Source organism: Arthrobacter sp. Hor0625 (genome assembly GCF_052567525.1).
In genome coordinates, this window is sequence record NZ_CP199586.1 from 559,522 (window position 1) to 583,463 (window position 23,942).

Sequence of the window (23,942 nt, forward strand, 5' to 3'; positions counted from 1 at the left end):
GAGGTGAGGGAGCGTCGGGGAAAACACCGCCAGACGTGAGGGAGCGTCGGGGAAAACACCGCCGGAGGTGAGGGAGCGTCGGGGAAAACAGCTCCGGTTCCGAGGGAGCGTTGGGGGTGGGGTGGGGCTAGCTGGCGAGTTTCGCGGGCCGGAGCGAGGTGATCATGGTGCGGATTTGCTGGTACTCCGGGGTCGTGGCGTACCGCTCCGCCTTCTCGAGGTACGGCAGGGTCGGCGGACCGGGGGTTTGGTTCTTGACCGGGTCGTAGGTCCCGCCGAAGAGCGCCCCGCTCGGCGGCCAGAGGAACAGATGGAACATCGGGCAGGCCAGCGCACCGGTCGCTTCCGGCATCATCGTGATTCCGTAGGCGGCCGTGGTGGTCCGGGTGGGGCCCGGGCCGGTGTCGTCGCCGCGGGACTCGAACACGAACCGCGGCACGGCGTGGTCCGCAGCCCCCGGCTCAACCAGGGACTGGACCGGGTGCGAGTCGAAGATCCGGTAGGGGTACTGTTCGATGCACTCGGCTCCGGTGACGATATTGGTGCGCAGCTCCGCCATCCGCTTCCCGGACGCATTGGTGACATCCACGAACGCCCCGCCCAGCGCACCGCCGGGATCTTTCGCGGTCCAGTCCGGCGGATAGTCGAAGGACAATCCGTCCGAGGTGGTGAAGGTCTTCCAGTCCGGCGGAGGATCCTCAAGCCCTGAGAGCGAACCGGAGCCGGACTGAGCAGGCACCGGCGCCGGGGACCCCGGCGTCGACCCTGGCGAAGCGGAAGCCGACGTCGCACCCGGCAAAGTGGATGCCGGCCCGGAAGAAGCCGGTGTCGAAGCGGCGGTGCCCCCGTCGCCGGGAGCGGGCGCAATCCCGCAGCCGCCCAGCAGCAGGACGGCACCCACAACAGCAGCCGCTCCCCCGCAGCGCGCCATCGCCGGGTTACTTCCCCGCCGGCCGCAGGGACATCATGGCCCGCTTGATGATCTTGTATTCCTCGGTGTCCTTGTACACCTCAGGCGTATCCACGTGCATGGGCTTGCCCGGGGTGGTGTCGAACGGGTCATAGACGCCGCCGAACGATGCCGAGCGGGGCGGCCAGGGGAAGACGTGGGAGATCGGGCAGGCGTCCGTCCCGGTGGGCTCCGGCGCAGTGGTGATGCCGTAGGCGAAGGTATTGGGCTTGCCCGGGTCGGCGGAGGTGGCGTTGACCCGCGCCTCGTAGCTGAACCGCGGCGTCACACCCTCCCGGGCCAGCGCCGGAATCGGGGCGGAGTCGTAGACCATGAACTGCGATTTGGCCGTGCACGCCGGTCCGGGTCCCACGCCTGTGCGCAGCCGGGCCATCGTCTTGCCGTAGTCGCTGACCAGCGCCGCACCGCCGTCGGATTCCTTGACGGACCAGGTGTCCGGGTAGTCGAAGGTCAGGGTCCCGTCGGAGGTGGTGTACGACTTCCAGCCCGCCGGGGCGGCCGTCGTGGTGGGCGACGCAGTGGTGGGCGAGGCAGTGCCGGGTGACGCCGTGGCGGAAGCGGAAGCAGTAACGGAAGGCGACGTCGACGTCGTCTCCGGCGGGCTGCTGGTGGCCGGTGCCGAGGCGGGAGACCCGCAGCCGGAGAGCACGATCGCCAGGCCGGCTGCTCCAATCAGTCCGAATCCGCCAGCAGATGCGCGTCGACGCATGTCACCCTCCCCCTGAGCCGCAAGTGGTGGCTCCATTCTGGGGCGTTGCGCCGCGGAATCAAGGGCCTAAGGTCCCGCCGGCGCGGCAGCGCCTCAGCCCGGGGCGGCGCGTGAAAGCCCGAACGCTGCGGCGTGAGCCAACTCACCTTGACGGTACGCCGATTTCAAATGCCCGCCGAACCTTGCTAGTCCTTAAAGGATGCAAGATTTCCTTAACCCAGCCATGCCCTTCATCGCCGTGGCCCTGGCCGTGGCCGCCGGGCTGACCGCCTCCTGGCTGGTCCGGCGCGTGGTCCTGCAGCTCAACCGCAAGCAGGAAGCGCTGCGGGAAACGTCCCGGGTGGCGCGCCTGCCGCTGCGGTTCGCGCTCTGCCTGATCGCGGTGCGGATCGCGCTGGTGCTCACCACCGACGACGCCGAGTGGCGCCGCAACGTCGACCACGCCCTGCTGATTGGGCTGATCGGATCGGTCGCGTGGCTGGCCATCGCCGTGCTGCTGATCATCGAGACCATGGTCCTGACCCGCTACCGGGTGGACGTGGCGGACAACCGGCGCGCCCGGCGGCTCCGGACCCAGGTCATCCTGGCCCGGCGGATCGGCGTGGCGCTGGTCGCGATCGTGGCCCTCGGCGCCATCATGCTGACGTTCCCGGCCATCCAGGCCCTGGGCGCGGGCCTGCTCGCCTCTGCCGGCGTCATCTCGATCGTTGCCGGCCTCGCCGCGCAGACCTCGCTGGTCAATGTCTTCGCCGGCATCCAGCTCGCCTTCACCGACGCGATCCGGGTGGACGACGTCGTCGTGGTGCAGAAGGAGTGGGGCCGGATCGAGGAGATCACCCTGACCTACGTGGTGGTCCACATCTGGGATGACCGGCGGCTGATCCTGCCCTCGACCTACTTCACCACCACCCCGTTCGAAAACTGGACCAGGCGCCAGTCCGAGGTCATGGGGACCGTGGAGTTCGACCTGGACTGGCGCGCTCCGGTCGAGGCCATGCGGGCCGAATTGAAGAAGGTGCTGGCCTCCACCGAGCTGTGGGACCAGCGGGTGGGGATCCTGCAGATCACGGACGCGACGGCCGGCTTCGTCCGGGTGCGCATCCTGGTCAGCGCCGGGGACAGCGCCTCGCTCTTCGACCTGCGCTGCCTGATCCGCGAAGAGCTGGTGCTGTTCCTGCAGCAGGAGTACCCGACGGCGTTGCCGCACGTGCGGCTCGAATCCATGCCCTCTTCCGGCGCCGCCTCCACTCAGCCGGCGGCCCGGCGGCCGGGCAAGGTCGCTGCCGCGGACGAGACGACCGCCCGGCTGCCGTCCGACCCGCACGATTCGCAGCTGTTCACCGGTTCGATCGAGGCCGTGCAGCGCTCCCGCGCCTTCTCCGGTCCCGGCGAGGACGTGTTCGAGGACCGGGACAAGTCGATCGCGGCGCAAAACTAGGCGGGCCCGCTTCTCTTCCCTCGCCGCCGGAGCGGGTCGATAATCGGTGCCATGACCATTCCCCCATCGCCCGAGCCGGATCCGTTTCCGCCGGAGCCCGGGCCGACGTCGCCCGAGCCGCAGCCTGGCGACCCGTTCCCGCCCGAGCCCGGGCCCACGCCGCCGTCGCCCATCCCCGCCCCGGGGCCAAGTCCGACGCCGGGGCCCGCGCCCGGGCCGCTACCGATCCCGGATCCCGGCCCGGTTGCGCCGCCATCCCGGCGGACTCTACGCGGTTCTAGTCGGCGTCACGCTTCGCTGAGGCCTGCCAGGAACCGGCGCACCTCGGCGTTGAAGTCCTCCGGCGCTTCAAGGGCCGCCATGTGGCCGGCGTCGGGAATGATGACGAGCTCCGAGCCCGGGATTTGCCGGTGCATCTCCCGCGCCACGCTCAGCGGCGCGCGCACGTCCTCTGCACCATACAGAAGCAGGGTTGGCACCGCGATGGCCGGCAGGACGTCGCGGTAGTCGGCCCGTGCGCTGGCGTTCAAGAGGGCCCGCATGCCGGCCGGATGGAAGTCCGCCATGATGGCGCTGGCTTCTTCCACCACCGCGGGAGCTGCACGGCTTGTGAAGAGGGTTGGCAGCCACGCGGGGATGAACCGTTCCGGCGGTTGCTCAAGTTCGGCCAAAATCTGGGCGTACCGGCGCTCGACTTCCTCGGGCGGGAGGGATCCGGCCCACCCGGCGTAGGCCGAGACCAGCAGCAGCGACGCGGGGACGGACGGGTGGTTCCGGTAGAGCTCCAGGGCGATGCCGGAGCCCATGGAGAATCCGAGGATGTGCGGCCTGCCCGGAACCACTTCCCGAAGGAACCCGGCCAGAGCGTCCCCCAAGTCTTTTGCGGTCAGGTCAGCCGGCGGATGGTCCGAGCTGCCGCAGCCAGGGGCGTCCCAGGCGAAGACCGCGAATCGATCCGACAACGCGTCGAGCTGGCGTCGCCAGATGCGGCTGTCCTCGTAGGCGCCGTGCAGCAGGACCAGCGGCGGCCCCTCGCCCGCACGGCGGTACCGGATGCGCAGGCCCGCAACCTCCACGGTATCCATGAGGTAATGCTAGGCCGCTGCGCGTTCCCCGGCAGGTCCGGGAGGCGCAAATCCTCCCGCCACGCGAAGAAAGAGCCTACGACCCCCGGGTACAGGAGGCGCAGGCTCTTTCGCGTATTGGCGGGACGGCTGCCGGCCGGTGGCTAGCCGAAGACGATGTCCTTGGTGCGGTGGTCGTACTGGATGACCAGCAGGCCGCCGCGGTGGTGGATCTCGTGGTTCGCTCCGTCGAAGTGGCCGAAGGCCCCGTAGTTCTCGTCCCAGGAACGGTTGATTGCAATCTTGAAGCTGTAGGAACCGGCCGGTAGGTCAGCGGCGAGCTTCCAGAGCTGGTCCACCTCGTCCAGCTGCATCTGGGATTCGTCGTACTGCGGCGCCCAGTTGGCAGGCGCGCCGAGCAGCACGTTGAAGTCACCGGCGACGGCCACCTCGGCCGGCTGCTGGACGGCTTCCGGCGCGGGCGCCTGAGCCTCGGCGGGCGCTGCCTCGGCGGCGGCTTCGGCGGCGGTCTTGTCCGCAGCCTTCCGCTTCCGGACCGCCTTCGCCACCGGGGCGACGGCTTCCTCGACCAGCTTGGCGGCGGCGTCCGCCACCTTCTCGGCCACCTGAACCGCCTTCGGCGCGGTCTTGGCCGCGGGCTTCCCGGCCGGGGCGGCCGGCAGCGGGGTGTCCGCCGGAGCCTGCGTGCCGGCGTCGAGCGCCGCGGTGAACGCGGCCGGGTCGGCGAACGCCACCGTGGCCCGCTGGCCGTCTTCGGTGATGGTCCAGCCGGAGCGGCCCTTGACCAGCCAGCCGGCCTTGACCAGCTTGGCGGTGGCGGTGGTGAGCGCCTTGTGGCCGCGCGGGATTCCGCCGCTGAGGAGCTCGCGCTCGCGCTCGTTGAGCGGCACCCGGGCAATCGCCTCGCCGAGCACGACGCCGGCGTTCAGCTTCTCGCCCGACCACACCCCCTCGGCCAGGACATCCAGCACGGCCTTCAGTCGAAGGTTGGTGTTTTCCGCAGCGTTCGCGCCCATGGGTCTCCTTTAGAAGCTATTGATCCACCTGCATTTTGCCAAGGTTCGCCCGGTTCCGCGACCGAAGGCAAAGATCCCCCGTGTGTCGTGACCCGATGTGACGCTCCGGCGGACGGCTCCGGCCACCCGAGCGGGCTCGGGACGGCCTCAGAACTTCGGGATCAGGACCGGGGTGTTCTTCTTGTAGGCCTCGTAGTCGGCCTGCCCGCCCCACTTCTTGTCCGCCTTCTTCTCTAGGTGCGGGACACCGCTGACCTTGGTGATCAGCAGGGCGACGAAGACCGGCGAAATCAGGGCCACCCACTGCCACCCCTGCAGCACGGGCAGCGCGATGATGGCCACGCCGATCCAGAGCAGGATTTCGCCGAAGTAGTTCGGGTGCCGGGATTTCGCCCAGAGGCCCGTCGAGATGAACTTGCCCTTGTTGGCCGGGTCCGCGCTGAACCGGCTCTTCTGCCCGTCGGCTGCCACCTCGACGCCGAATCCGGCGGCCCACACCAGCACGCCGACGAGGGCGAACCAGTCCAGCCCGGCCCGGGTCGCTGACGTCATGGCCACCCACGCCGCGGCGGCGGTGAACGCGATCCAGATGCCCTGCATGGTCCAGACGCTGAGGAAGCGGACCAAGGAGGGTTTGATCTCATCGAAGCGGTCGTCCTTGCCGGCCTTGCTGATCCGGCGGAACAGGAAGGAACCCAGCCGCGCCGCCCACACCAGCACCAGCGCGGCCAGCAGCAGCCCCCGCGCGTCGATCCCCGGAGTGAGCAGGACCAGCAACAGCGTGACCGCGACATAGCTCAGCGACCCGGTCAGGTCATAGAACCGCTCCGTCTGGGCAAGGTACGCGGGGATGAACACCAGCCACTGGATCAGGAACGCGGCCCCCACGGCCAGCGCGAACACCGGGACGCCGCCCACTGCCGCCCCGCCCTGGCTGCCGGCCCAGGCGAGCCCGGCACCGAGCAGCACCACCACCGGGATGGCGGCGAGCGCCTTGCGTTCGGATTCCTTCATGGATCGTTCCTTCCGTTGGCGGCCCAGAAGTTGGTAGCCGGCACTGACTACTAAGCCTACGAACTAGTATTGGGAAAAGTTCCAGTTCCACCGGTCAGGCCCCCATCACTGAACGTGCATCCAGCCCAGAAGGAGCCCCCATGACCCGTCCGCTCAGGAAATGGCTGCTGGCCTACGCCGTGGCCGCCGTGATTTTCGCCGGGATCGACGCCGTCTGGATCTTTACCGTGGCCAACCCCCAGTACCGCAGCCAGATCGGGCACCTGCTCCCGGCCAGCTTCAACGCCGTCGGCGCCGTCCTGTTCTACCTCGTCTACGTGGCGGGCATCGTCCACTACGGCATCCGGCCCGGCGACGACCGAGCCACGCTGCGGAGCCGGGCCGCCGGCGGGGCGCTGTTCGGCTTCTTCACCTACGCGACGTGGGCGCTGACGGCCTTCGCCGTGCTCAAGGATTTCCCCGCCGTCGTTGCCGTCACGGACATCGCGTGGGGCGCCGCGGTGTGCGCCGTCGTCACCGCCCTCACCGCAGTGATCCTGCGCCTGCACCGCCCCCGCTCCGGGACCTCGCCCGCCAGGGACTGAACGACCGTTGCCCGGGGCAATCAGGCTGGCTAGAGTTGCCTGACCGCCGCCGCCCGTAAGGGCCGATCCGCGGCACCTCCCCCTCTGGTCAGGAGAACCCCATGGAATCACGTACCCTCGGCTCGCTTACCGTCTCGGCCCTCGGGCTGGGCTGCATGGGCATGAGCGAGTTCTACGGCCGCGGCGACGAGCGGGAGTCCGTCGCCACCATCCACGCGTTCCTCGACGCCGACGGAACCCTGCTCGACACCGCCGACATGTACGGCCCGTTCACCAACGAAAAACTCGTCGGCGGCGCCATTGCCGGCCGGCGCGACGACGTCGTGCTGGCCACCAAGTTCGGCAACGAACGCCGGGTGGACGGCTCCTGGGTGGGCATCAACGGCCGGCCCGAGTACGTCCGGGCGGCGTGCGACGCCAGCCTGCAGCGCCTCGGCGTCGACCACATCGACCTGTACTACCAGCACCGGGTGGACAAGACCGTGCCGATCGAGGACACCGTCGGGGCGATGGCGGAGCTGGTCCAGGCCGGCAAGGTGCGGCATCTGGGCCTCTCCGAAGCCAGCGCCGACACGGTCCGCCGCGCCCACGCCGTGCACCCGATCACCGCGCTGCAGACGGAGTACTCGCTCTGGGAACGCGAGCCCGAGACCAAGATTTTCCCGGTGCTCGCCGAACTCGGCATCGGCTTCGTCCCCTACAGCCCGCTGGGCCGCGGTTTCCTCACCGGCCAGCTGCGCAGCGAGGAGGACTTCGCCGAGGATGACTTCCGCCGGCACTCACCGCGCTTCCAGGGTGAGAACTTCACCCGCAACCTGGCCCTCGTGGACCGGGTGACCGAGCTCGCGACGGAGAAGGGCTGCACCCCGGCGCAGCTGGCTCTGGCCTGGCTGTTGGCCCAGGGCGAGCACATCGTGCCGATCCCGGGGACCAAGAAGCGCGAGCGGCTGCGCGAGAACCTGGGCGCCGTCGACGTCGAGCTCTCCGCGAGCGATCTGGCCCGGCTCGATGAGCTGGCCCCGGCCGGCGCCGCCGCGGGTGCCCGCTACCCCAACATGGGCAGCATCGACGCCTAAGCCCTGCTCCCGGCTAACCCCCGGTTGCTCTAGCACTTATGGCTCCTATCCGGCAGGTTTGGCAGCCATAAGTGATAGAGCAACGGCGGGGTCAGCGGCCGGAGGCGGCCAGTTCGGCCAGCAGCTCCGATTTCCGGTCCTCGTCCGCGAAGGAGGACCGGATGGAGTTGGCCGCGAGGCGCACGCAGTCGAAGTCGGACAGGCCGATCTCGGACTGGAGCCGGGTGAAGTTGTCATCGACGTACCCGCCGAAGTACGCGGGATCGTCCGAGTTCACGCTGACGTTGAGCCCGGCGGCGAGCATGGCCGGCAGCGGGTGCTCGGCCAGGGTGTCGACGGCGCGGAGCCGGACATTGTACAGCGGGCAGACGGTCAGCGGCATCAGCTCGTGCACCAGCCGCTCCACCAGGTCGGGGTCCTCCATGCAGCGGATGCCGTGGTCGATCCGTTCCACGCCGAGGACGTCCAGCGCCTCAATGATGTACGACGGCGGGCCCTCCTCACCGGCGTGTGCGATCCGCCGCAGCCCGGCCTCCTTGGCCCGGGCGAAAAGCCGCTGGAACTTCGACGGCGGGTTGCCCACCTCGGCGGAGTCCAGGCCGATCCCGGCGATCGGGGCGTCCATGGCGAGGAGCTGCTCGAGGACCTCCAGGGCGGAGTCCTCGGACAGGTCGCGCAGGAACGCCGCGATCAGCAGGGTGGAGATGCCAAACTCCTGCTGGGACGTGGCGAGCACCGAGGCGACGCCGTTCACGCAGGTGGCCAGGGGGATCCCGCGGGACAGGTGGGCCTGCGGATCCATCATGATCTCGGCGTGCCGCACCCCGGCAGTGGCGGCGCGCGCCAGGTAGGCGCGGGTCATATCCGCGAAGTCCTGCTCCGTCTGCAGCACAGCCATGTTCGCGTAATACAGGTCCAGGAATGACTGCAGGTCCGTGAACTCATAGCGGGCCCGAAGCTCGTCGAGGTCGGCGTAGGGCAGGGTGATGCCGTTGCGTTCGGCGAGCGCGAAGATCAGCTCCGGCTCCAGCGTGCCCTCGATGTGCAGGTGCAGCTCCGCCACCGGCAGGGTCGTGCGGGCATCCGTCGGGCGGACCTCGCCGGCGAGGGTTTCGGCGCTGGGCTCTTCGGTGCGGGTTTCATCGGCGCGGACTTCAGCAGTGCGGGCCTCGGCGGCGTCCCCCGGAACGCCCTCCGCCTGCGGCGCCCCGGCGCCGCCGTCGTAAGTTTCCATTCGGTAAGGATATGCCCGGCGCAACCGAAGGCGGATAGAGTCGATCAGATGCAGAATACCCAGCAGGCTTTCGATCCCGACGCCCCGACGCCGGACCACACCGCGGACGGCTACGTCCGGGTGCGCGGCGCCCGGGAGAACAACCTGCGCAACGTCGACGTCGACGTGCCGCGCGATGCGATCGTCGCCTTCACCGGCGTCTCCGGCTCCGGGAAGTCCTCGCTGGCGTTCGGCACCATCTACGCCGAGGCCCAGCGCCGCTACTTCGAATCCGTGGCACCGTACGCCCGCCGCCTCATCCAGCAGGGCCACAACCCGAAGGTGGAGCTGATCACCGGGCTGCCGCCCGCCGTCGCGCTCCAGCAGCGCCGCGGCACCGCCAGCTCCCGCTCCACGGTGGGCACCGTCACCACGCTGTCCAATTCGCTGCGCATGCTCTTCTCCCGCGCCGGCAGCTACCCCGACGGCGCGGCGCCGCTCGATTCGGACGCGTTCTCCCCCAACACCGCCGCCGGCGCCTGCCCCGAATGCCACGGCCTGGGCATCGCCCACACCGTCACCGAATCCTCGCTGGTCCCGGACCCGTCGCTGAGCATCCGCGACGGCGCGATCGCCGCCTGGCCCGGCGCCTGGCAGGGCAAGAACCTGCGCGACATCCTCACCCACCTCGGCTACGACGTCGACACCCCGTGGCGGAAACTGCCCAAGAAGCACCGCGACTGGATCCTCTTCACCGAAGAACAACCCGTGGTCGAGGTCACCCCGCAGCGGGACCGCGTCGCCAAGCCGTACAAGGGCCGGTTCTGGAGCGCCCGCAGCTACGTCCTGCACACCCTCGCCGATTCCAAGAGCAGCACCATGCGCGACCGCGTCCTGCGGTACATGGAAACCGGGCCGTGCCCGCGCTGCGGCGGCAGCGGCCTGCGCCCGGAGGCCCTGGCCGTGACCTTCGCCGGCAAGACCATCGCCGAGCTCAACGCCGTCCCGATGACCGAACTGGCGCAGATCATCCGCCCCACCACCGAGCTCACCTCCGCCGGGACCGCCTCGCGGAAGCAGTCCTCCGGCGAGTCCAACGAGGTTGCCGTCGCCATCACCCGGGACCTGCTGCAGCGCGTCACCGTGTTGCTGGACCTAGGCCTGGGCTACCTCGCGCTGGGCCGTTCCACCCCCACGCTCTCCCCCGGCGAGATGCAGCGGCTGCGGATCGCCACCCAGCTGCGCTCCGGCCTGTTCGGCGTGATCTACGTCCTGGACGAGCCCTCCGCCGGCCTGCACCCGGCCGACGCCGAACCCCTACTGGCGGTCCTGGACCAGCTGAAGTCCTCCGGGAACTCGGTGTTCGTGGTGGAGCACAACATGGACGTGGTGCGCCGCGCCGACTGGCTGGTGGACGTCGGCCCGCGGGCCGGCGAGGGCGGTGGCGAGGTGCTCTACAGCGGGCCGGTCGCCGGGCTCGCCGAGATCGAGGCCTCCGTCACCCGGCCCTTCCTGTTCCCGGACAGCAATGGCGAAGAGCACGACGGCGGTCCCGCCCGCGGCGGCAGGCCGGAGGGCGGCACCCGGGAGCCTGCGGGCTGGCTGGAGTTACGTGACATCAGCCGCCACAACCTGCAAAGCCTTGACGCCCGCTTCCCGCTGGGTGTCCTGACCGCCGTCACCGGCGTCTCCGGCTCCGGCAAGTCGACGCTGGTCAGCCAGGTGCTGGCCGAGGTCGCCGGGACGTGGCTGCACGGGGGCAGCGCTGCCCCCGAAGACACGGACACCGATGCCGGGGACGAGACCGGGGAAATTGCCGCGCCGCTGAGCATCGGACACGTCTCCGGACTGGAGCGGATCGACCGGCTGGTGAAGGTGGACCAGAAGCCGATCGGCCGGACCCCGCGGTCCAACCTGGCCACCTACACCGGACTGTTCGACGCGGTGCGCAAGGAGTTCGCCGCCACCGACGCGGCGAAAGCCCGCGGCTTCGGCGCCGGCCGCTTCTCCTTCAACGTCGCCGGCGGACGCTGTGAAACCTGCCAGGGCGAGGGCTTCGTGGCCGTCGAACTGCTCTTCCTGCCCGGCAGCTACGGCCCCTGCCCGGAATGCCATGGCTCCCGCTACAACCCGGAAACCCTCGAGGTCAGCTACCACGGCAAGAACATCGCCGAGGTCCTGGGGCTCACCGTCAACGCAGCCGCCGAGTTCCTGGCCGGCGTCCCCGCCGCCGCGCGGGCCCTGCAGGCGCTGCGCGAGGTGGGCCTGGGGTACCTTCGGCTGGGCCAGCCCGCCACCGAACTCTCCGGCGGCGAGGCCCAGCGCATCAAGCTGGCCACCGAGCTGCAGCGCGCCCAGCGCGGCCACTCGCTGTACCTGCTGGACGAGCCCACCACCGGGCTGCACCCGGCCGACGTCGAACTCCTGATGGCGCAGCTCCACCGCCTGGTGGACGCGGGCAACACTGTGGTGCTGGTCGAACACGAGATGGCCGTGGTTGCCGCCGCGGACTGGGTGATTGACCTGGGACCGGCCGGCGGCGACGCCGGCGGAAAGATCATCGCCGCAGGGGAACCCGCCGCCGTCGCGGAGTCCAAAAAGAGCCGCACCGCCCCGTACCTGGCTGCTGTGCTGGGCGGCAGCTAACGCGTCGCCGCAGGTCAGGCCCTGCTTCACAGAACCCGGTCAGTATTGGTAACGGCTTGATAACGGGCACGGCCTCGTCTAGCGTGGGGACCGTGTCCGGGGTTCCCCGGCATGGATGCCAGGTGCTGCCTCCACCGTGAACTACCCAACCGGCAGACACCGCAAGATGACCTCTATTGTCAGGGGTGGGTAGTGGCGCGACAACGTCCGGGGACGGACCGAGCGCAGGTGGCCCTCAGGAGCAGCTAAACCCATGAAGACTTCATCACTCAGCACTGTCGCGCGCCGTGGAGCCACTCTGGCCGCCATCTCTGTCGCCGGCGTCGCCCTCTCCGCCACCGCTGCGAGCGCAGCCACCCCCGCCGCGACCAGCACGTCCACCTGGGACGCCCTCGCCCAGTGCGAGAGCGGCGGCAACTGGAGCACCAACACCGGCAACGGCTTCTCCGGCGGCCTGCAGTTCACCCAGAGCACCTGGGCCGCGAACGGCGGCACCGGATCGGCCGCGGACGCCAGCCGCGAGCAGCAGATCGCGGTAGCCCAGAAGGTTCAGGCCAGCCAGGGTTGGGGTGCGTGGCCGGCCTGCGCCGCGCAGCTTGGCCTCAGCGGCGGGGCGTCGGCCGCAGTCCCCGCCCCGGCGGCGCAGGCCCCGGTCCAGTCCGTCCCGGTCCAGGGCGCGGTCCCGGCCGCCGCGCCGGTGCAGACGGCGCCGCGGCACGCCGCCCCGGTGGCGCTCAGCGGCGAGACTTACACCGTCAAGAGCGGCGACAGCCTCAGCAAGATCGCCAGGGCCCTCAAGATCACCGGCGGCTGGCAGGCCCTCGCGGACGCGAACGCGGACACGATTTCCGATCCGGACGTCGTGCTGGCCGGCCAGGTGCTGCAGCTTCCGGCCTAAGCCGAGGGGCGGTGACGCACCGCGAAAGCATTAGACGACGACGCCGGACGCCCTTGGGGGACGCTCCGGCGTCGTCGTTTTTTATGGTGTCAGGCTGCCGCGCAGGGCAGCGGGGTGCGCCACGCGGGGTGCGCTCGGCTAGGCCGTCCGCGGCAGTTCGCGGATGATCCGCACCTTCCACGCGGCGTCGTCGCTGGTGTCCAGCAGGGCGACGGTGCCGTGCGCAAGGTGCAGGGCGACGCGCTTGGCGGCGAGCAGTTCCAGGTAGAGCTGTTCGTTCATCCGGGCCGGGGTGTCGATGACGTACTTCACGGCGTCGCGGACCTTGCGGTAGTTGTCGCTGCGCTCACGGTGCAGGTGGAGTTCGAGCATCCGGCGCTGCCGCAGCCGCGGTTCGTGCCGGTTCAGCCAGGACACCGCGGCGTGGACGGCCACCACCACCGCCAGCGAGACCGCGTAAATCTCCCAGCCGCTGGAGAGTAGGAAGAGCGGAAGGTTGGCGATCGCGACGACGGCGATCAGGAGGCGGAACGCGAGGATCCGGCGCATCGTCAGCGCGACCGAAGCGAGCGCGGCGCGGAACCCGTGCTGTTCCTTGCGGGCGGCGGCGGGGTCCAGGGTGAATTCTTCAAGCACCAGGATGCCGTTGGCTTCCGGGCCGAGCATCTGTCCGTATTTGGGCGCAGAGGGCGCCGTGGTTGAAGGGGTCATGGCGGGGTCTTCCGTGCGGCGGGGTGGTTCCGGTAAATGATAAATCTCCGGGCTGGGAGCTGTCTGTGGGTATCCGAAATGTGAACACCCTCACCCGCGGCGGCCAGCAATTGGTGATGCGCGCCGGTGGCCCCAAACTGGAGAGATGCAGACTTTCCTTCCCTTCCCCGATTTCCGGCAGAGCGCGGCCGCCCTGGACCAGTTGCGGCTGGGCAAGCAGCGCGTCGAGGCGCTGCAGATGCTGCGCGCGCTGGTGATCCCCCACTACGGCTGGCAGTCCCACCCGGCGGTCCGGATGTGGATGGGACACGTCCCGGCGCTGACCATGTACGGCCTGGCCATGGCGGATGAATGGGTCGCCCGCGGCGGCGAGGACACCACCCGGGACAAGATCATGGAGTTCGCCCCGCAGGCGGCGCACCCGGACTATGCTGCCAAAATTCCCATGCCGTACTGGCTGGGGAACCCGGAATTCCACCTCAGCCACCGGTCCCGGCTGCTGGCGAAGGAACCGGGCTTCTACACCGACGTCTTCCCCGGCACGGACCCCGACCTGGAGTACGTGTGGCCGGAGCCCAAGCACGAACTACTTCCCGAAGATCCCGCAGGCGACCGGATGTGGGTACTCCGCCTCCCGCTCGAGGACACCGATCCGGAACAGCTGAAGACCATCAGCCTGCCCCCGGCTGGCCGCGCCAAGGCCGCACCCGCCACCGACGAATACCAGTTCGTCTACGTGGACGACCGGTCGCGCCGCCCGGCGAAGAACGCGCGCAAGCGCCCGGCCGCGCCGCCCGTGAAGAAGCCCACCCGCAAGCGCCAGGCGCAGGAGGAAGCCTTCACCACGCTGCCCGGCAAGTCCGTGGTGGCCATCCCGTTCGACGGCGGGCGTTCGTTCGCCGTAGGCGAGGTCCAGGGCCAGCCGATCACGGTGGAAGGCCAGTTCGCCCGGAACTTCCAGGTCAAGGAGATCCTCGCCCGCAACGACTTCGACTACCCGGCCCTGCTGCAGGACCCCCGGGTCTTCTTCCCGATCGCCGCGCCCTGAGCCGGCTGGTTTAGCGGTACGCGAGCCGCCGTCGTCGTTCCCGTGCCAGCGGCAACGGACGGCGTTTGCTGGCAAACTGGCGGTATGACTGTACTGCTGGCCGGTTGCGGCGACCTGGGGACTGAGGCGGGCCTGCGTTTTGCCGCGGCCGGACACCGCGTGGTGGGCTGGCGGCGTTCGCCGGAAAAGCTGCCGGCCGCGATCGACGGAGCCCGGGCTGACCTGACCGCCGGGGACCTGCCGCCGGTCCCCGCGGACACCACCGCCGTCGTCGTCGCTGTTGCCGCGGATGCACCCACCGAGGAGGCGTACCGGGCGGCCTATGTGGACGGCCTGGCGCGGGTGCTCGACGCCGTCACGGCCTCCGGCGCACCGGTCCGGCGGGTGCTGTTCGTCTCCTCCACGGCCGTGTACGGCGGGGCCGACGGCGGCTGGGTGGACGAAACGACGGCGCCGGACCCCGGCGGGTTCTCCGGCCGGATCATCCTCGAGGCGGAGGAACTGCTCTCCCGCCGGCTCGAGGGCACCGGGATCGCGCCCGTGGTGCTGCGGCTCGGCGGGATCTACGGGCCGGGCCGGACCAGGCTGATTGACCAGGTGCGCAGCGGAAAGGCCGCTGTACCGGCGGAGTCCCGCTTCACCAACCGCATCCACCGCGACGACGCCGCTGCCGCGATCGTGCACCTTTGCACCATGGATACCGAGCCGGCGCCGCTGTACGTGGGCGTCGACGACGAACCGGCCGAGCTCGGCGAAGTGCTGCGGTTCCTTGCCGCCGAGATGGGCCTGCCGGAGCCGGCGCCGGAAGCGGCCGGTTCGACGTCGGACGGCTCCAAGGGCGTCCCCAAGGGCGGCGCGGGCTCCAAGGGCGGGGAGCCCGGGCGCGGCGGGAACAAACGGGTCAGCAACGCGCGGCTGCGCGGCACCGGTTTCACCTTCGCGTACCCAAGCTTCCGGGAGGGCTACCGCGCGGTCCTGGCCGGCGCCGGCGAGCGGCACCCCTGACGGGTCCCGGCCGCGCGCACAGTTAGTTCTCCCGACTATCCCCGAGGGGCAGCATGGACTTCCAGCACATCATTGAGACCGTCGGCCGGTTCATGGATGCCGCCGGCGTCGCGGTCATGGTCGTGGGGGCGCTCGTGTCGCTGCCGCTGGCGCTGCGGGGCTTCCAACCGCGCCAGCTGCCGGCCGGCGTCGAGTCGCTTTCGGTGTACCGGTCCTACCGGCAACTGCTGGGCCGTTCGATCCTGCTGGGTCTGGAGCTGCTGGTGGCGGCGGACATCATCCGGACCGTGGCCGTCACCCCGACGTTCGAAAGCGTGGGCGTGCTGGCCATCATCGTGTTGATCCGGACCTTCCTGAGCTTCTCGCTGGAGCTTGAGATCACCGGACGCTGGCCGTGGCAGAAGCAATCTTCGGGCGCGCAGACGCCGTCGGCCGCCGAGTGAGCCCGGCCGTGAGTGCCGATCCGTGGCCCCTGCCGCCCGAGCTGCCCCGGCCGGGCATCATGCACCAGCGGTGGACCGACGCCGTCTTCCTGCACTGGCGTATCCCGCGGGCGGTCGCGGCGCCGTTCATGCCGCGCGGCGTGGAACCGGATACCTTCGACGGGTCGGCTTGGGTGGGCCTGATCGGCTTCCGCATGCAGGGCGCCGGCCTGGGGCACGGGCCGGGGATCCCCTACTTCGGAAGCTTCAACGAGATCAATGTCCGGCTCTACTCCCGCGAGCCGGACGGGACCCGGGGCGTGGTGTTCGTCAGCCTGGATGCCTCCCGCCTGGCGGTTGTCCTGGCCGCGCGCGCCGCAGGAATCCCTTACGTGTGGTCGCGTACCCGCTGCTCCGCTCCGGGCGGTGCGGACCCGGCCACCGGGTTTTCGGTCCGGCGCTTCGGCGATGGGGCGCGCAGCGACTTTGCGGTGATCCCGGAGCTCGACGCCGAGACCGCCGACCCGCTCGCCGTGCACCTCACGGCGCGGTTCGGACTGCACAGCCGCTTCCGTGGCCGCACCCTCTACATTCCCAACACCCACACCCCGTGGCCGCTGTACAACGCCCGGCTGTCCGGACTGGACGACCAGCTGGTCGCGGCTGCCGGCATCACCGTGACCGGTCCGCCGGAATCGGTGCTGTTCTCCCCCGGCGTCCGCACCCAGTTCGGCCGGCCACGGGTGCTGGACGGAACCTGACCGTAGGAAAGGAGTAAGGACAATGGGCTCAATCGTGGTGCAGGCGTTCATGACCCTCGACGGCGTGGTCCAGGCCGGCGGCGGTCCGGACGAGGACCGTGAGGGCGGATTCCCGTACGGCGGCTGGCAGTCCGGCTACAGCTCCGCGGAGGACGGCGAGATCGTACCGGAGTGGGAGGGCCGGACCGCGGCGCTACTGCTGGGCCGCAAGACCTACGAAATATTCGCGGGCTCCTGGGGCGTCTGGGACGAAGCGGCGGGCGGCTTCCAGGGTGAGCTGACCCGGCGGTACAACCGCATCCCCAAGTACGTCGCCTCGCGCACGCTGACCGGGCTCGGCTGGAAGAACTCCCAGCTGCTGGGCCCCGACGTCCCGGCCGAGGTGCGGGCGCTCCGCGAGTCCACGGACGGCGAAATCCGCGTCTGGGGCAGCACGGAACTGGTCAAGACCCTGGCCGGCCATGACCTGGTCGATGAATACCGGCTGGTCGTTTACCCGCTGGTCCTGGGGACCCGGAAGAAGCTGTTCCCTCCCGGGTTCCCCCTGACAAGGCTCACCCTGGTGGAGAGCCGGCCGCTCTCCTCCGGTGTGCTGGTCAACATCTACCGGCCGGCTGCTGGCGCTGGGACGTAACCGGCGTTGTAGCCCGCCCTACCTACCGGCAGCGTAGCCCTGTGCGCCGCGCGGGTTGGCCGCCGCCTGCAGCACGCCGGTGGCCGGATCCCTGGTCACGGCCGACAGCCGGCCCAGCGTCCAGCCGCCCGCCCGGGCGACAACGTGGCCGCGGCGTTCCAGGCCGGCAATGACGTCCTCGCCGAGCCGCTCCTCGACGACGGCGCCGCCGGGTTCCCAGGTGCGCGGCCAAAACGACCCGGGCATCGACGTCGTATGGAACGTCGGCGCGTCGATGGCCTGCTGCGGCGTGTAGCCGCCGACGATCGTCCGGAGCAGGTACGGCAACTGCCACTGGTCCTGCTGGTCCCCGCCCGGGGAACCCAGCGCGGTGACGGCCTGGCCGTCCCGCAGCACCAGGGTGGGTGTCAGGGTGGTGCGCGGTCGCTTGCCGGGGGTCAGGGTCGACGGCGTGCCGGGCTCCAGCCAGGTCATCTGCAGCCGGGTGCCCAGGCAGAAGCCAAGGTCGGGGATGGTCGGTGAGGACTGCAGCCAGCCGCCGGACGGCGTGGCCGAGACCATGTTGCCCCAGCGGTCGACGACGTCGATGTGGCAGGTGTCGCCCCGGGTCTCCCCGCTCGGCGCGACCGTGGGCTCGCCGACGCCCAGCCCCGCCGGGGCGGAACCGCTGCGGGCCAGAGCCGGCGGCGTGTACTCGGTCCGCAGCACCGGAACGTAGGGCTCGCGTCCCGGGACCGTCCCGGGCCGGAAATCGTGGGAGGCGCGGTCCGTGATCAGTGCGCGGCGCTCGGCGCAGTACGCCTCGGAGAGCAGGTACGGCAGCGGCACCTCGGTATCCCCGTAGTAGGCCTCGCGGTCGGCCAATGCCAGCTTCTGCGCCTCCAGGATGGTGTGCACGCCCAGTTCGGTGGACGGATCAAGGAACCGGTCCTCGAACCCTTCAAGGATGGCCAGGGTCTGCAGCAGCGCCGGCCCCTGGCCCCAGGGACCGGTCTTGGCGATGGTGTGGCCACGGAACTCGACGGTGGCGGCAGGCTCAAAGCCGGCTTCGAAGCCGGCCAGGTCGGCCAGCTCGAGCACGCCGGCGTGGTCGGTCCCGGACGAGTGCCGGTGCGGCGTCCGCACCGACTCCGCCATCGCCTGGGCGACGAAACCCTCGCGCCATTCGCGCCGGGCGGCGTCGATCCGGTCCTCGCGGGTCGCCGCGGCGTCGGCGGGTCCCGTCTCGATCAGGCGTTCCAGGGTCCGGGCGTACGCCGGGTTCCGGAACAGGGCGCCCTCGGCCGGGACGGCGCCGCCGGGCATCCAGAGCGCCGCCGACGTCGGCCAGTGCTCCTGGAACAGCTCCGCCACCGCGGCAATCGTGGTGCCGACGCGGCCCAGCAGGGGGTGCCCGTCCCGCGCGTAGCCAATGGCGAAGTCCAGCACCTCCGCCAGTTCCCACGTCCCGTGGTCCCGCAGCAGCAGGAGCCAGGCGTCGACGGCGGCCGGTACCGCCGCGGCCAGCGCCCCGGATCCCGGGACGAGGTCCAGGCCCTCGGCACGGTAATGCTCCACCGTGGCCGCGGCCGGGGCCGGGCCCTGCCCCATCAGCACCACCGGTGTACCGGGGTCGTCCGCGGTCACGAAGACGCCGGTCATGTCACCGCCGGGTCCGTTGAGGTGCGGCTCCACGACATGCAGCACGAAGGCGCCGGCCGTGGCGGCGTCGAACGCGTTACCGCCGCGTTCGAGCACCGCCTGTGCCGCCGCCGTCGCGAGCCAGTGCGTGGACGCGCTCATGCCGAAGGTGCCCTGCAGGGTGGGCCGGGTGGTGAACTGGTCGGGCGCGGTGAAGGTCATGGTCAGCCGAACAGCGCCGCCACGCGGGTCAGGGTCTCGTAGACCCCGTAGGCCAGCGGCACTCCCACCAGGGCCCAGCCCACCACCAGTTTGCCGGTGGACGGGTTCACGGCGGAGCGTGCATCCGGGGTGTTTGTGGTGCTCATCTAGGCCTCCATGGCGGGTTCGGCGGACCGGACGCTGTCCGGGCGTGGTTCGTGGAATCGGGCGTCCACCGGCTTGACCAGCAGGTTGGCGACGAAGCCGACCACCAGCAGCGCCACCATGGTCAGCAGGGCGGGCTGGTAGTCCGCGGCGTTGAGCTGGCCGGGCTTGCCCTGGGCGTCCAGGAACGCGTTGACGATCAGCGGCCCGGCGACGCCGGCGGCGGACCAGGCGGTCAGCAGCCGGCCGTGGATGGCGCCGACCTGGAAGGTGCCGAACAGGTCCCGCAGGTAGGCCGGGGCCGTGGCGAAGCCGCCGCCGTAGAACGAGATGATGAAGAACGCCAGGACGACGTACAGGAACGTGGTGGAGGAACCGGCCAGCGCGAGCACCGTGTAGAGCACCGCCCCGACGCCGAGGTAGACCATGTAGATCCGCTTGCGGCCGGTCAGGTCGGAGGTGGCGGACCAGGCGAAGCGCCCGGCCATGTTGCCGATGGAGAGCAGGCCGACGAAGCCTGCGGCAACGCCGGCGGTGACCAGGGACGCGCCGTCGGACTGCCGGAAGAAGTCCTGGATCATCGGGGCGGCCTGCTCCAGGATGCCGATGCCGGCGGTGACGTTGCAGAACAGCGCGATCCAGACCAGCCAGAACTGCTTGGTCTTGACCGCGTTCTTGGCCGAGACGTTGTCCGTGGTGACCAGCTTGGAGGCCTTGACCTTGGCGGGGTCGAAGCCGGCGGGCTTCCAGCCCTCGGCCGGCACCTTGATGGTGAAGGCGCCGAAGAGCATGTAGGCGAGGTAGACGACGGCGAGGGTCAGGAAGAGCTTGCCGACGGAGTCGCCGCTGGCCACCCAGCCCTTGGCACCGGAGTTGGGGTCGTACATCTTCAGCAGCGCGGTGGAGACCGGGCTGGCGATCAGGGCGCCGCCGCCGAAGCCCATGATGGCCATGCCGGTGGCGAGGCCGGGGCGGTCCGGGAACCACTTGATCAGCGTGGACACGGGCGAGATATAGCCGATGCCCAGGCCGATGCCGCCGACGACGCCGTAGCCCAGGTAGACGAGCCACAGCTGGTGGGTGAAGATGCCGAGCGAGCCGATCAGGAAGCCGCTGGCCCAGAACATGGCCGAGGTGAACATCGCCTTGCGCGGGCCGTTGGTGTCCACCCAGGTGCCCATGATCGCGGCGGAGAGGCCGAGCATCACGATGGCGATGGAGAAGATCACGCCGATTTCGGTCAGGCTGGCCCCGAAGTGCTTGACCAGCGCCGTCTTATAGACGCTGGTGGCGTATGCCTGGCCGATGCAGAGGTGGACGGCGAGCGCCGCGGGCGGCACCAGCCAGCGGTTGAAGCCCGGCGGGGCGATTGTCCGTTCACGGTCGAGCCAGCCCATAATTGCTCCCCTTTGCTCATCGACGACGTCGCTGTCTCTGCGCCGCCCGGGCGCGGGGCCCGTTGGCATAGAGGCGAAGGCCCCGGATTCGGCCGTTGCCTCCGGCAATCATGGTGCAGATCACAGCGTCGTGGCCGATTTCCGCGGCTGCCGGGGCCGTTTTCACGACGAGCGGTAGCATTTTCGCGATAAGCGGTTATGGGGGCGGGGTTGCTAGTCGGCCAGGCCGGCCTCCCGGAGCGCCGCGGCCAGGGCCGTATTGGCCGGCGGTGGCGTGGGCTGCGGCCGCCGAGGCTTCCCCGTGCGGTCCACGGTGCCCTTCGCCGGGGCCTGGCGGGTCTGCGCCTTTCGGTCCGGGGCCGTTCGGTCCTGGGCCTGCCGGCCGGGCGCGCGCCCACCGGGTGCCTGCCGCGGGGCGGCACCCGGTTCGTCGTCGAGCCTCAGCGTCAGCGAGATCCGTTTGCGCTCCGGGTCCGCCTCGAGGACCTTCACCCGGACCACCTGCCCGGACTTCACCACCTCGCGGGGGTCTGAGACAAACCGGTTGGCCAAGGCCGAGACGTGCACCAGCCCGTCCTGGTGCACGCCGACGTCGACGAACGCGCCGAACGCCGCCACGTTGGTCACCGTCCCCTCCAGCACCATCCCCGGCCGCAGGTCGGAGATCTTCTCGACGCCCTCGCGGAACGCCGCCGCCGCGAATGCCGGCCGCGGGTCCCGTCCGGGCTTATCCAGTTCCGCGAGGATGTCCCGGACCGTCGGCAGACCGAACGAACCGTCCACGAAGTCCTGCGGATCCAGCCCGGACAGGGCGCCGCCGGCGCCGGCGGCAGCCCTGATCCGGCGCGCCAGCGGATACGCTTCCGGGTGCACACTGGAGGCATCCAGCGGCTCCGCTCCCCCGGTGATCCGCAGGAAGCCGGCGCACTGCTCGAAGGCCTTGGCCCCCAGCCGGGGCACCTTCTTCAACTCGCTGCGCTTGTTGAAGGGGCCGTGTTCGTCCCGGTACGCCACGATATTTTCACTCAGCAGGGGTCCGACGCCGGCCACCCGGCTCAGCAGGGCAGGGGATGCGGTGTTGACGTCCACTCCGACGGCGTTGACGCAGTCCTCGACCACGGCGTCCAGGCTGCGGTCCAGCTTCGACGCCGTGACGTCGTGCTGGTACTGCCCGACGCCGATCGACTTCGGTTCAATCTTGACCAGTTCCGCCAGCGGATCCTGCAGCCGGCGGGCGATCGAGACCGCCCCGCGCAGCGACACGTCCATGCCGGGGAGCTCGGCCGCGGCGAGCGCCGAGGCGGAGTAGACGGACGCGCCGGCCTCGGAGACGACGAGTTTCTGCGGCACCGGGACGCTTCCGGCGCCGAGTTCCTTGATCAGTTCCGCCGCGAGTTTGTCCGTCTCCCGGGAGGCGGTGCCGTTGCCGATGGCGACGAGTTCAACCCCGTGCTTGCGGGCCAGGGCGGCCAGGGTGCGCAGCGCCTCGTCCCACTTGCGGGCGGGGGCGTGCGGGTAGACCGTGTCCGTCGCGACGACCTTGCCGGTCCCGTCGACGACGGCGACTTTCACGCCGGTCCGCAAGCCCGGGTCCAGGCCCAGGGTGGCCCGGTTCCCGGCCGGGGCGGCGAGCAGCACGTCGCGGAGGTTGGCGGCGAAGACCCGGACCGCTTCGTCCTCGGCGGCGGCGAACAGCCGGCTCCGCAGGTCGCCGCTCAGCCGGCTGAGCACCCGGGAGCGCCACGCGAGTTGCGCGGTCTGCAGCAGCCAGGCGTCGGCGGGCCGGCCGCGGTCGGCGACCCCGAGGAACCTGGCCACGGCGCCCTCGTAGCGGGCGCGCGCGGCGGCCAGCGCGGCGTCGTCGTCCGGGTCCGCCTCGGTGAGGTCCAGCTCCAGTACCCCGTCCTTCTCGCCGCGCAGGAGCGCGAGGACCCGGTGGGAGGGCATCCCGGAGGGCGCCTGGGAGAAGTCGAAGTAGTCCTTGAACTTCTGTCCCTCGGCTTCCTTGCCCTTTTTCACGCGGGAGACCATCCGGCCCTGCGTCCAGAGCCGTTCGCGCAGCGTCTGGGCAAGGTCGGGGTCCTGCCCAGCGCGCTCGACCAGGATGGACCGTGCCCCGGCGAGCGCCGTGGCGGCGTCGCCGATCGCGTGGTCGGCGTTGAGGTACTTGGCGGCTTCGCGTTCGGGGTCCAGTTCCGGCCGGCGCAATAGCGCGTCCGCGAGCGCCTCGAGCCCGGCTTCCCGGGCGGCCTGGGCCTTGGTGCGACGCTTCGACTTGAACGGCAGGTAGATGTCCTCGAGCCGGGACTTCGTGTCGGCGGCGGCGACGGCGGATTCCAGTTCGGGGGTCAGCGCGCCCTGGGCGGCGATCGCCTCAAGGATTGTCCGACGGCGGTCCTGCAGTTCGCGCAGGTAGCGCAGCCGCTCCTCGAGCGTTCTGAGCTGGGTGTCGTCCAGGGTGCCGGTGGCTTCCTTGCGGTAGCGGGCGATGAACGGGACCGTGGAACCGGCGTCGAGCAACTCGACCGCCGCCTTCACCTGCCAGGGTTTCACACCCAGCTCGGCGGCGATCAGGGTCTCGATCTGCGAACTTGGGGCGGGCTGCTGCGGGACGTTACTCACTCACCCCATTTTGCCTTACCCGGTTACGGCACCGGTTCCGCCGGGTGCGTTGCCGGGCTCTGCCACGTCCTGGACCAGCTCGTTGCGGCGCAGGAACCACGGCTTGAACGGCGGGTCGAAGCGGGCGAAGCGCGGCGGCCCCAGCGCCGTCAGGCCGGCGAGCGCCAGGGCGGCCTGCAGGCCCTCATTGCGGCGTGCGAAAGCCGCCTCGGAGCCACTGCCGGAGAACCGGACCACCGCGGCGAGGGCACCGGGGACGGCCCGGATCTGGACCAGCGGGTCCGTTGGAACCGGGGCGGTCGCGGCGCTCACGCCGGCCGGCAGCACGAAGGCCACCACGAACTCGGCCGGTCCGGCGTTTCCGGTGCCCGGCCCGTTCGACGCTCCCGTCGCGTTCCCCGGCAGCGGACCGCTCTGCAATACCGGGGAGGTCATCGCCAGTTTCTGGGCGGATCCGGCTACCGCGCTGCCGGCGGCCTGGAGTACCGGAGCGGTCATGGCCAGTTTTTGCGCGGCGGTGTTGTTGCCGCTGATGTAGTTGAACAGGTGCCGGAAGGCAGCGTTCCCGGCCCGGTCGAAGCTCGCGTTCACCCGCACCTCCGCGACCACGTACGGCGGGTAGCGGCGGAGCTCGAAATGCGGGTATTGGCGGACCAGCTCATAGGGTTGCTGTTCGGTCATGGTGTAACCGACCATACGCCGGACCC

Annotated in this window: 22 protein-coding genes; 10 read left to right on the forward strand and 12 right to left on the reverse strand. The window is 70.4% G+C overall.

Annotated features, from left to right (window positions below):
- Positions 1 to 127: 127 nt before the first annotated feature.
- Together ACTWLI_RS02420 and ACTWLI_RS02425 are read right to left on the reverse strand one after the other, a co-directional pair.
- A complete protein-coding gene (locus tag ACTWLI_RS02420; protein ID WP_445155114.1) occupies positions 128 to 739 on the reverse strand; it encodes a hypothetical protein in 612 nt (203 codons plus the stop codon).
- Between the two features lie 199 nt (positions 740 to 938).
- The gene (locus ACTWLI_RS02425) at positions 939 to 1,679 is read right to left on the reverse strand and encodes a hypothetical protein (RefSeq protein ID WP_445155115.1); all 741 of its coding nucleotides are present in this window, start codon (positions 1,677 to 1,679) and stop codon (positions 939 to 941) included.
- A 199-nt stretch (positions 1,680 to 1,878) separates the two neighbouring features.
- On the opposite strand from ACTWLI_RS02425, the gene ACTWLI_RS02430 reads away from it, so the two are divergent.
- Entirely contained in the window at positions 1,879 to 3,117 is a 1,239-nt protein-coding gene (locus tag ACTWLI_RS02430; RefSeq protein ID WP_445155116.1) for a mechanosensitive ion channel family protein, read from the forward strand.
- A 287-nt stretch (positions 3,118 to 3,404) separates the two neighbouring features.
- Here ACTWLI_RS02430 and ACTWLI_RS02435 read toward each other — a convergent pair whose 3' ends face one another.
- The 3 genes from ACTWLI_RS02435 to ACTWLI_RS02445 form a co-directional block, all read right to left on the reverse strand.
- The gene (locus ACTWLI_RS02435) at positions 3,405 to 4,202 is read right to left on the reverse strand and encodes an alpha/beta fold hydrolase (protein WP_445155117.1); all 798 of its coding nucleotides are present in this window, start codon (positions 4,200 to 4,202) and stop codon (positions 3,405 to 3,407) included.
- A gap of 143 nt (positions 4,203 to 4,345) precedes the next feature.
- Positions 4,346 to 5,218: a pullulanase X25 domain-containing protein gene (locus ACTWLI_RS02440; protein WP_445155118.1), complete on the reverse strand. Its 873-nt coding sequence runs from the start codon at positions 5,216 to 5,218 to the stop codon at positions 4,346 to 4,348.
- A gap of 147 nt (positions 5,219 to 5,365) precedes the next feature.
- Positions 5,366 to 6,232 (reverse strand): DUF1295 domain-containing protein, encoded by an 867-nt coding sequence (locus ACTWLI_RS02445; RefSeq protein WP_445155119.1) that lies wholly within the window; start codon positions 6,230 to 6,232, stop codon positions 5,366 to 5,368.
- A 140-nt stretch (positions 6,233 to 6,372) separates the two neighbouring features.
- On the opposite strand from ACTWLI_RS02445, the gene ACTWLI_RS02450 reads away from it, so the two are divergent.
- Positions 6,373 to 6,816: a DUF2177 family protein gene (locus ACTWLI_RS02450; protein ID WP_445155120.1), complete on the forward strand. Its 444-nt coding sequence runs from the start codon at positions 6,373 to 6,375 to the stop codon at positions 6,814 to 6,816.
- A 101-nt stretch (positions 6,817 to 6,917) separates the two neighbouring features.
- Positions 6,918 to 7,892 carry an aldo/keto reductase gene (locus ACTWLI_RS02455; RefSeq protein WP_445155121.1) on the forward strand — a complete coding sequence of 325 codons (975 nt, stop codon included), beginning with the start codon at positions 6,918 to 6,920 and terminating at the stop codon, positions 7,890 to 7,892.
- Between the two features lie 91 nt (positions 7,893 to 7,983).
- On the opposite strand, the gene ACTWLI_RS02460 is transcribed toward ACTWLI_RS02455, so the two are convergent.
- Positions 7,984 to 9,126 carry an adenosine deaminase gene (locus ACTWLI_RS02460; protein WP_445155122.1) on the reverse strand — a complete coding sequence of 381 codons (1,143 nt, stop codon included), beginning with the start codon at positions 9,124 to 9,126 and terminating at the stop codon, positions 7,984 to 7,986.
- A 48-nt stretch (positions 9,127 to 9,174) separates the two neighbouring features.
- On the opposite strand from ACTWLI_RS02460, the gene ACTWLI_RS02465 reads away from it, so the two are divergent.
- The gene (locus tag ACTWLI_RS02465; RefSeq protein WP_445155123.1) at positions 9,175 to 11,751 is read left to right on the forward strand and encodes an ABC transporter; all 2,577 of its coding nucleotides are present in this window, start codon (positions 9,175 to 9,177) and stop codon (positions 11,749 to 11,751) included.
- A gap of 253 nt (positions 11,752 to 12,004) precedes the next feature.
- Positions 12,005 to 12,649 (forward strand): transglycosylase family protein, encoded by a 645-nt coding sequence (locus ACTWLI_RS02470; RefSeq protein WP_445155124.1) that lies wholly within the window; start codon positions 12,005 to 12,007, stop codon positions 12,647 to 12,649.
- 138 nt (positions 12,650 to 12,787) lie between these two features.
- Here the strand turns inward: ACTWLI_RS02470 and ACTWLI_RS02475 are convergent, their stop codons facing one another.
- Positions 12,788 to 13,360 carry a hypothetical protein gene (locus ACTWLI_RS02475; RefSeq protein WP_445155125.1) on the reverse strand — a complete coding sequence of 191 codons (573 nt, stop codon included), beginning with the start codon at positions 13,358 to 13,360 and terminating at the stop codon, positions 12,788 to 12,790.
- Between the two features lie 145 nt (positions 13,361 to 13,505).
- Between ACTWLI_RS02475 and ACTWLI_RS02480 the strand changes: the two genes are divergently transcribed.
- The 5 genes from ACTWLI_RS02480 (at position 13,506) to ACTWLI_RS02500 (ending at position 17,230) form a co-directional block, all read left to right on the forward strand.
- Complete coding sequence (locus ACTWLI_RS02480; RefSeq protein ID WP_445155126.1) at positions 13,506 to 14,408, forward strand: MSMEG_6728 family protein; 903 nt, start codon at positions 13,506 to 13,508, stop codon at positions 14,406 to 14,408.
- Between the two features lie 84 nt (positions 14,409 to 14,492).
- A complete protein-coding gene (locus tag ACTWLI_RS02485; protein ID WP_445155127.1) occupies positions 14,493 to 15,413 on the forward strand; it encodes an NAD-dependent epimerase/dehydratase family protein in 921 nt (306 codons plus the stop codon).
- 53 nt (positions 15,414 to 15,466) lie between these two features.
- Positions 15,467 to 15,856, forward strand: a complete 390-nt coding sequence (locus ACTWLI_RS02490; protein ID WP_445155128.1) for a DUF1622 domain-containing protein — start codon at positions 15,467 to 15,469, stop codon at positions 15,854 to 15,856.
- An 8-nt stretch (positions 15,857 to 15,864) separates the two neighbouring features.
- Entirely contained in the window at positions 15,865 to 16,596 is a 732-nt protein-coding gene (locus tag ACTWLI_RS02495) for a YqjF family protein (RefSeq protein ID WP_445155129.1), read from the forward strand.
- Between the two features lie 22 nt (positions 16,597 to 16,618).
- Positions 16,619 to 17,230 carry a dihydrofolate reductase family protein gene (locus tag ACTWLI_RS02500; RefSeq protein ID WP_445155130.1) on the forward strand — a complete coding sequence of 204 codons (612 nt, stop codon included), beginning with the start codon at positions 16,619 to 16,621 and terminating at the stop codon, positions 17,228 to 17,230.
- 18 nt (positions 17,231 to 17,248) lie between these two features.
- On the opposite strand, the gene ACTWLI_RS02505 is transcribed toward ACTWLI_RS02500, so the two are convergent.
- From ACTWLI_RS02505 to ACTWLI_RS02525, 5 genes are all read right to left on the reverse strand, one after another.
- Positions 17,249 to 19,072: a gamma-glutamyltransferase family protein gene (locus tag ACTWLI_RS02505; protein WP_445155131.1), complete on the reverse strand. Its 1,824-nt coding sequence runs from the start codon at positions 19,070 to 19,072 to the stop codon at positions 17,249 to 17,251.
- Positions 19,073 to 19,074: 2 nt separating this feature from the next.
- The gene (locus ACTWLI_RS02510) at positions 19,075 to 19,218 is read right to left on the reverse strand and encodes an MFS transporter small subunit (RefSeq protein ID WP_445155132.1); all 144 of its coding nucleotides are present in this window, start codon (positions 19,216 to 19,218) and stop codon (positions 19,075 to 19,077) included.
- Positions 19,219 to 20,613, reverse strand: a complete 1,395-nt coding sequence (locus ACTWLI_RS02515; RefSeq protein WP_445155133.1) for an OFA family MFS transporter — start codon at positions 20,611 to 20,613, stop codon at positions 19,219 to 19,221.
- Between the two features lie 213 nt (positions 20,614 to 20,826).
- Complete coding sequence (locus tag ACTWLI_RS02520) at positions 20,827 to 23,235, reverse strand: Tex family protein (RefSeq protein ID WP_445155134.1); 2,409 nt, start codon at positions 23,233 to 23,235, stop codon at positions 20,827 to 20,829.
- A 15-nt stretch (positions 23,236 to 23,250) separates the two neighbouring features.
- Complete coding sequence (locus tag ACTWLI_RS02525) at positions 23,251 to 23,916, reverse strand: SOUL family heme-binding protein (RefSeq protein WP_445155135.1); 666 nt, start codon at positions 23,914 to 23,916, stop codon at positions 23,251 to 23,253.
- Positions 23,917 to 23,942: the final 26 nt, after the last annotated feature.

Coding starts and splice junctions, on each gene's coding strand:
- ACTWLI_RS02500 (WP_445155130.1), top strand. CDS start 16,619: ATGGGCTCAATCGTGGTGCAGGCGTTCATGACCCTCGACGGCGTGGTC.
- ACTWLI_RS02470 (WP_445155124.1), top strand. CDS start 12,005: ATGAAGACTTCATCACTCAGCACTGTCGCGCGCCGTGGAGCCACTCTG.
- ACTWLI_RS02515 (WP_445155133.1), bottom strand. CDS start 20,613: ATGGGCTGGCTCGACCGTGAACGGACAATCGCCCCGCCGGGCTTCAAC.
- ACTWLI_RS02505 (WP_445155131.1), bottom strand. CDS start 19,072: ATGACCTTCACCGCGCCCGACCAGTTCACCACCCGGCCCACCCTGCAG.
- ACTWLI_RS02455 (WP_445155121.1), top strand. CDS start 6,918: ATGGAATCACGTACCCTCGGCTCGCTTACCGTCTCGGCCCTCGGGCTG.
- ACTWLI_RS02425 (WP_445155115.1), bottom strand. CDS start 1,679: ATGCGTCGACGCGCATCTGCTGGCGGATTCGGACTGATTGGAGCAGCC.
- ACTWLI_RS02480 (WP_445155126.1), top strand. CDS start 13,506: ATGCAGACTTTCCTTCCCTTCCCCGATTTCCGGCAGAGCGCGGCCGCC.
- ACTWLI_RS02430 (WP_445155116.1), top strand. CDS start 1,879: ATGCAAGATTTCCTTAACCCAGCCATGCCCTTCATCGCCGTGGCCCTG.
- ACTWLI_RS02440 (WP_445155118.1), bottom strand. CDS start 5,218: ATGGGCGCGAACGCTGCGGAAAACACCAACCTTCGACTGAAGGCCGTG.
- ACTWLI_RS02485 (WP_445155127.1), top strand. CDS start 14,493: ATGACTGTACTGCTGGCCGGTTGCGGCGACCTGGGGACTGAGGCGGGC.
- ACTWLI_RS02490 (WP_445155128.1), top strand. CDS start 15,467: ATGGACTTCCAGCACATCATTGAGACCGTCGGCCGGTTCATGGATGCC.
- ACTWLI_RS02460 (WP_445155122.1), bottom strand. CDS start 9,126: ATGGAAACTTACGACGGCGGCGCCGGGGCGCCGCAGGCGGAGGGCGTT.
- ACTWLI_RS02510 (WP_445155132.1), bottom strand. CDS start 19,218: ATGAGCACCACAAACACCCCGGATGCACGCTCCGCCGTGAACCCGTCC.
- ACTWLI_RS02450 (WP_445155120.1), top strand. CDS start 6,373: ATGACCCGTCCGCTCAGGAAATGGCTGCTGGCCTACGCCGTGGCCGCC.
- ACTWLI_RS02475 (WP_445155125.1), bottom strand. CDS start 13,360: ATGACCCCTTCAACCACGGCGCCCTCTGCGCCCAAATACGGACAGATG.
- ACTWLI_RS02465 (WP_445155123.1), top strand. CDS start 9,175: ATGCAGAATACCCAGCAGGCTTTCGATCCCGACGCCCCGACGCCGGAC.
- ACTWLI_RS02435 (WP_445155117.1), bottom strand. CDS start 4,202: ATGGATACCGTGGAGGTTGCGGGCCTGCGCATCCGGTACCGCCGTGCG.
- ACTWLI_RS02445 (WP_445155119.1), bottom strand. CDS start 6,232: ATGAAGGAATCCGAACGCAAGGCGCTCGCCGCCATCCCGGTGGTGGTG.
- ACTWLI_RS02525 (WP_445155135.1), bottom strand. CDS start 23,916: ATGACCGAACAGCAACCCTATGAGCTGGTCCGCCAATACCCGCATTTC.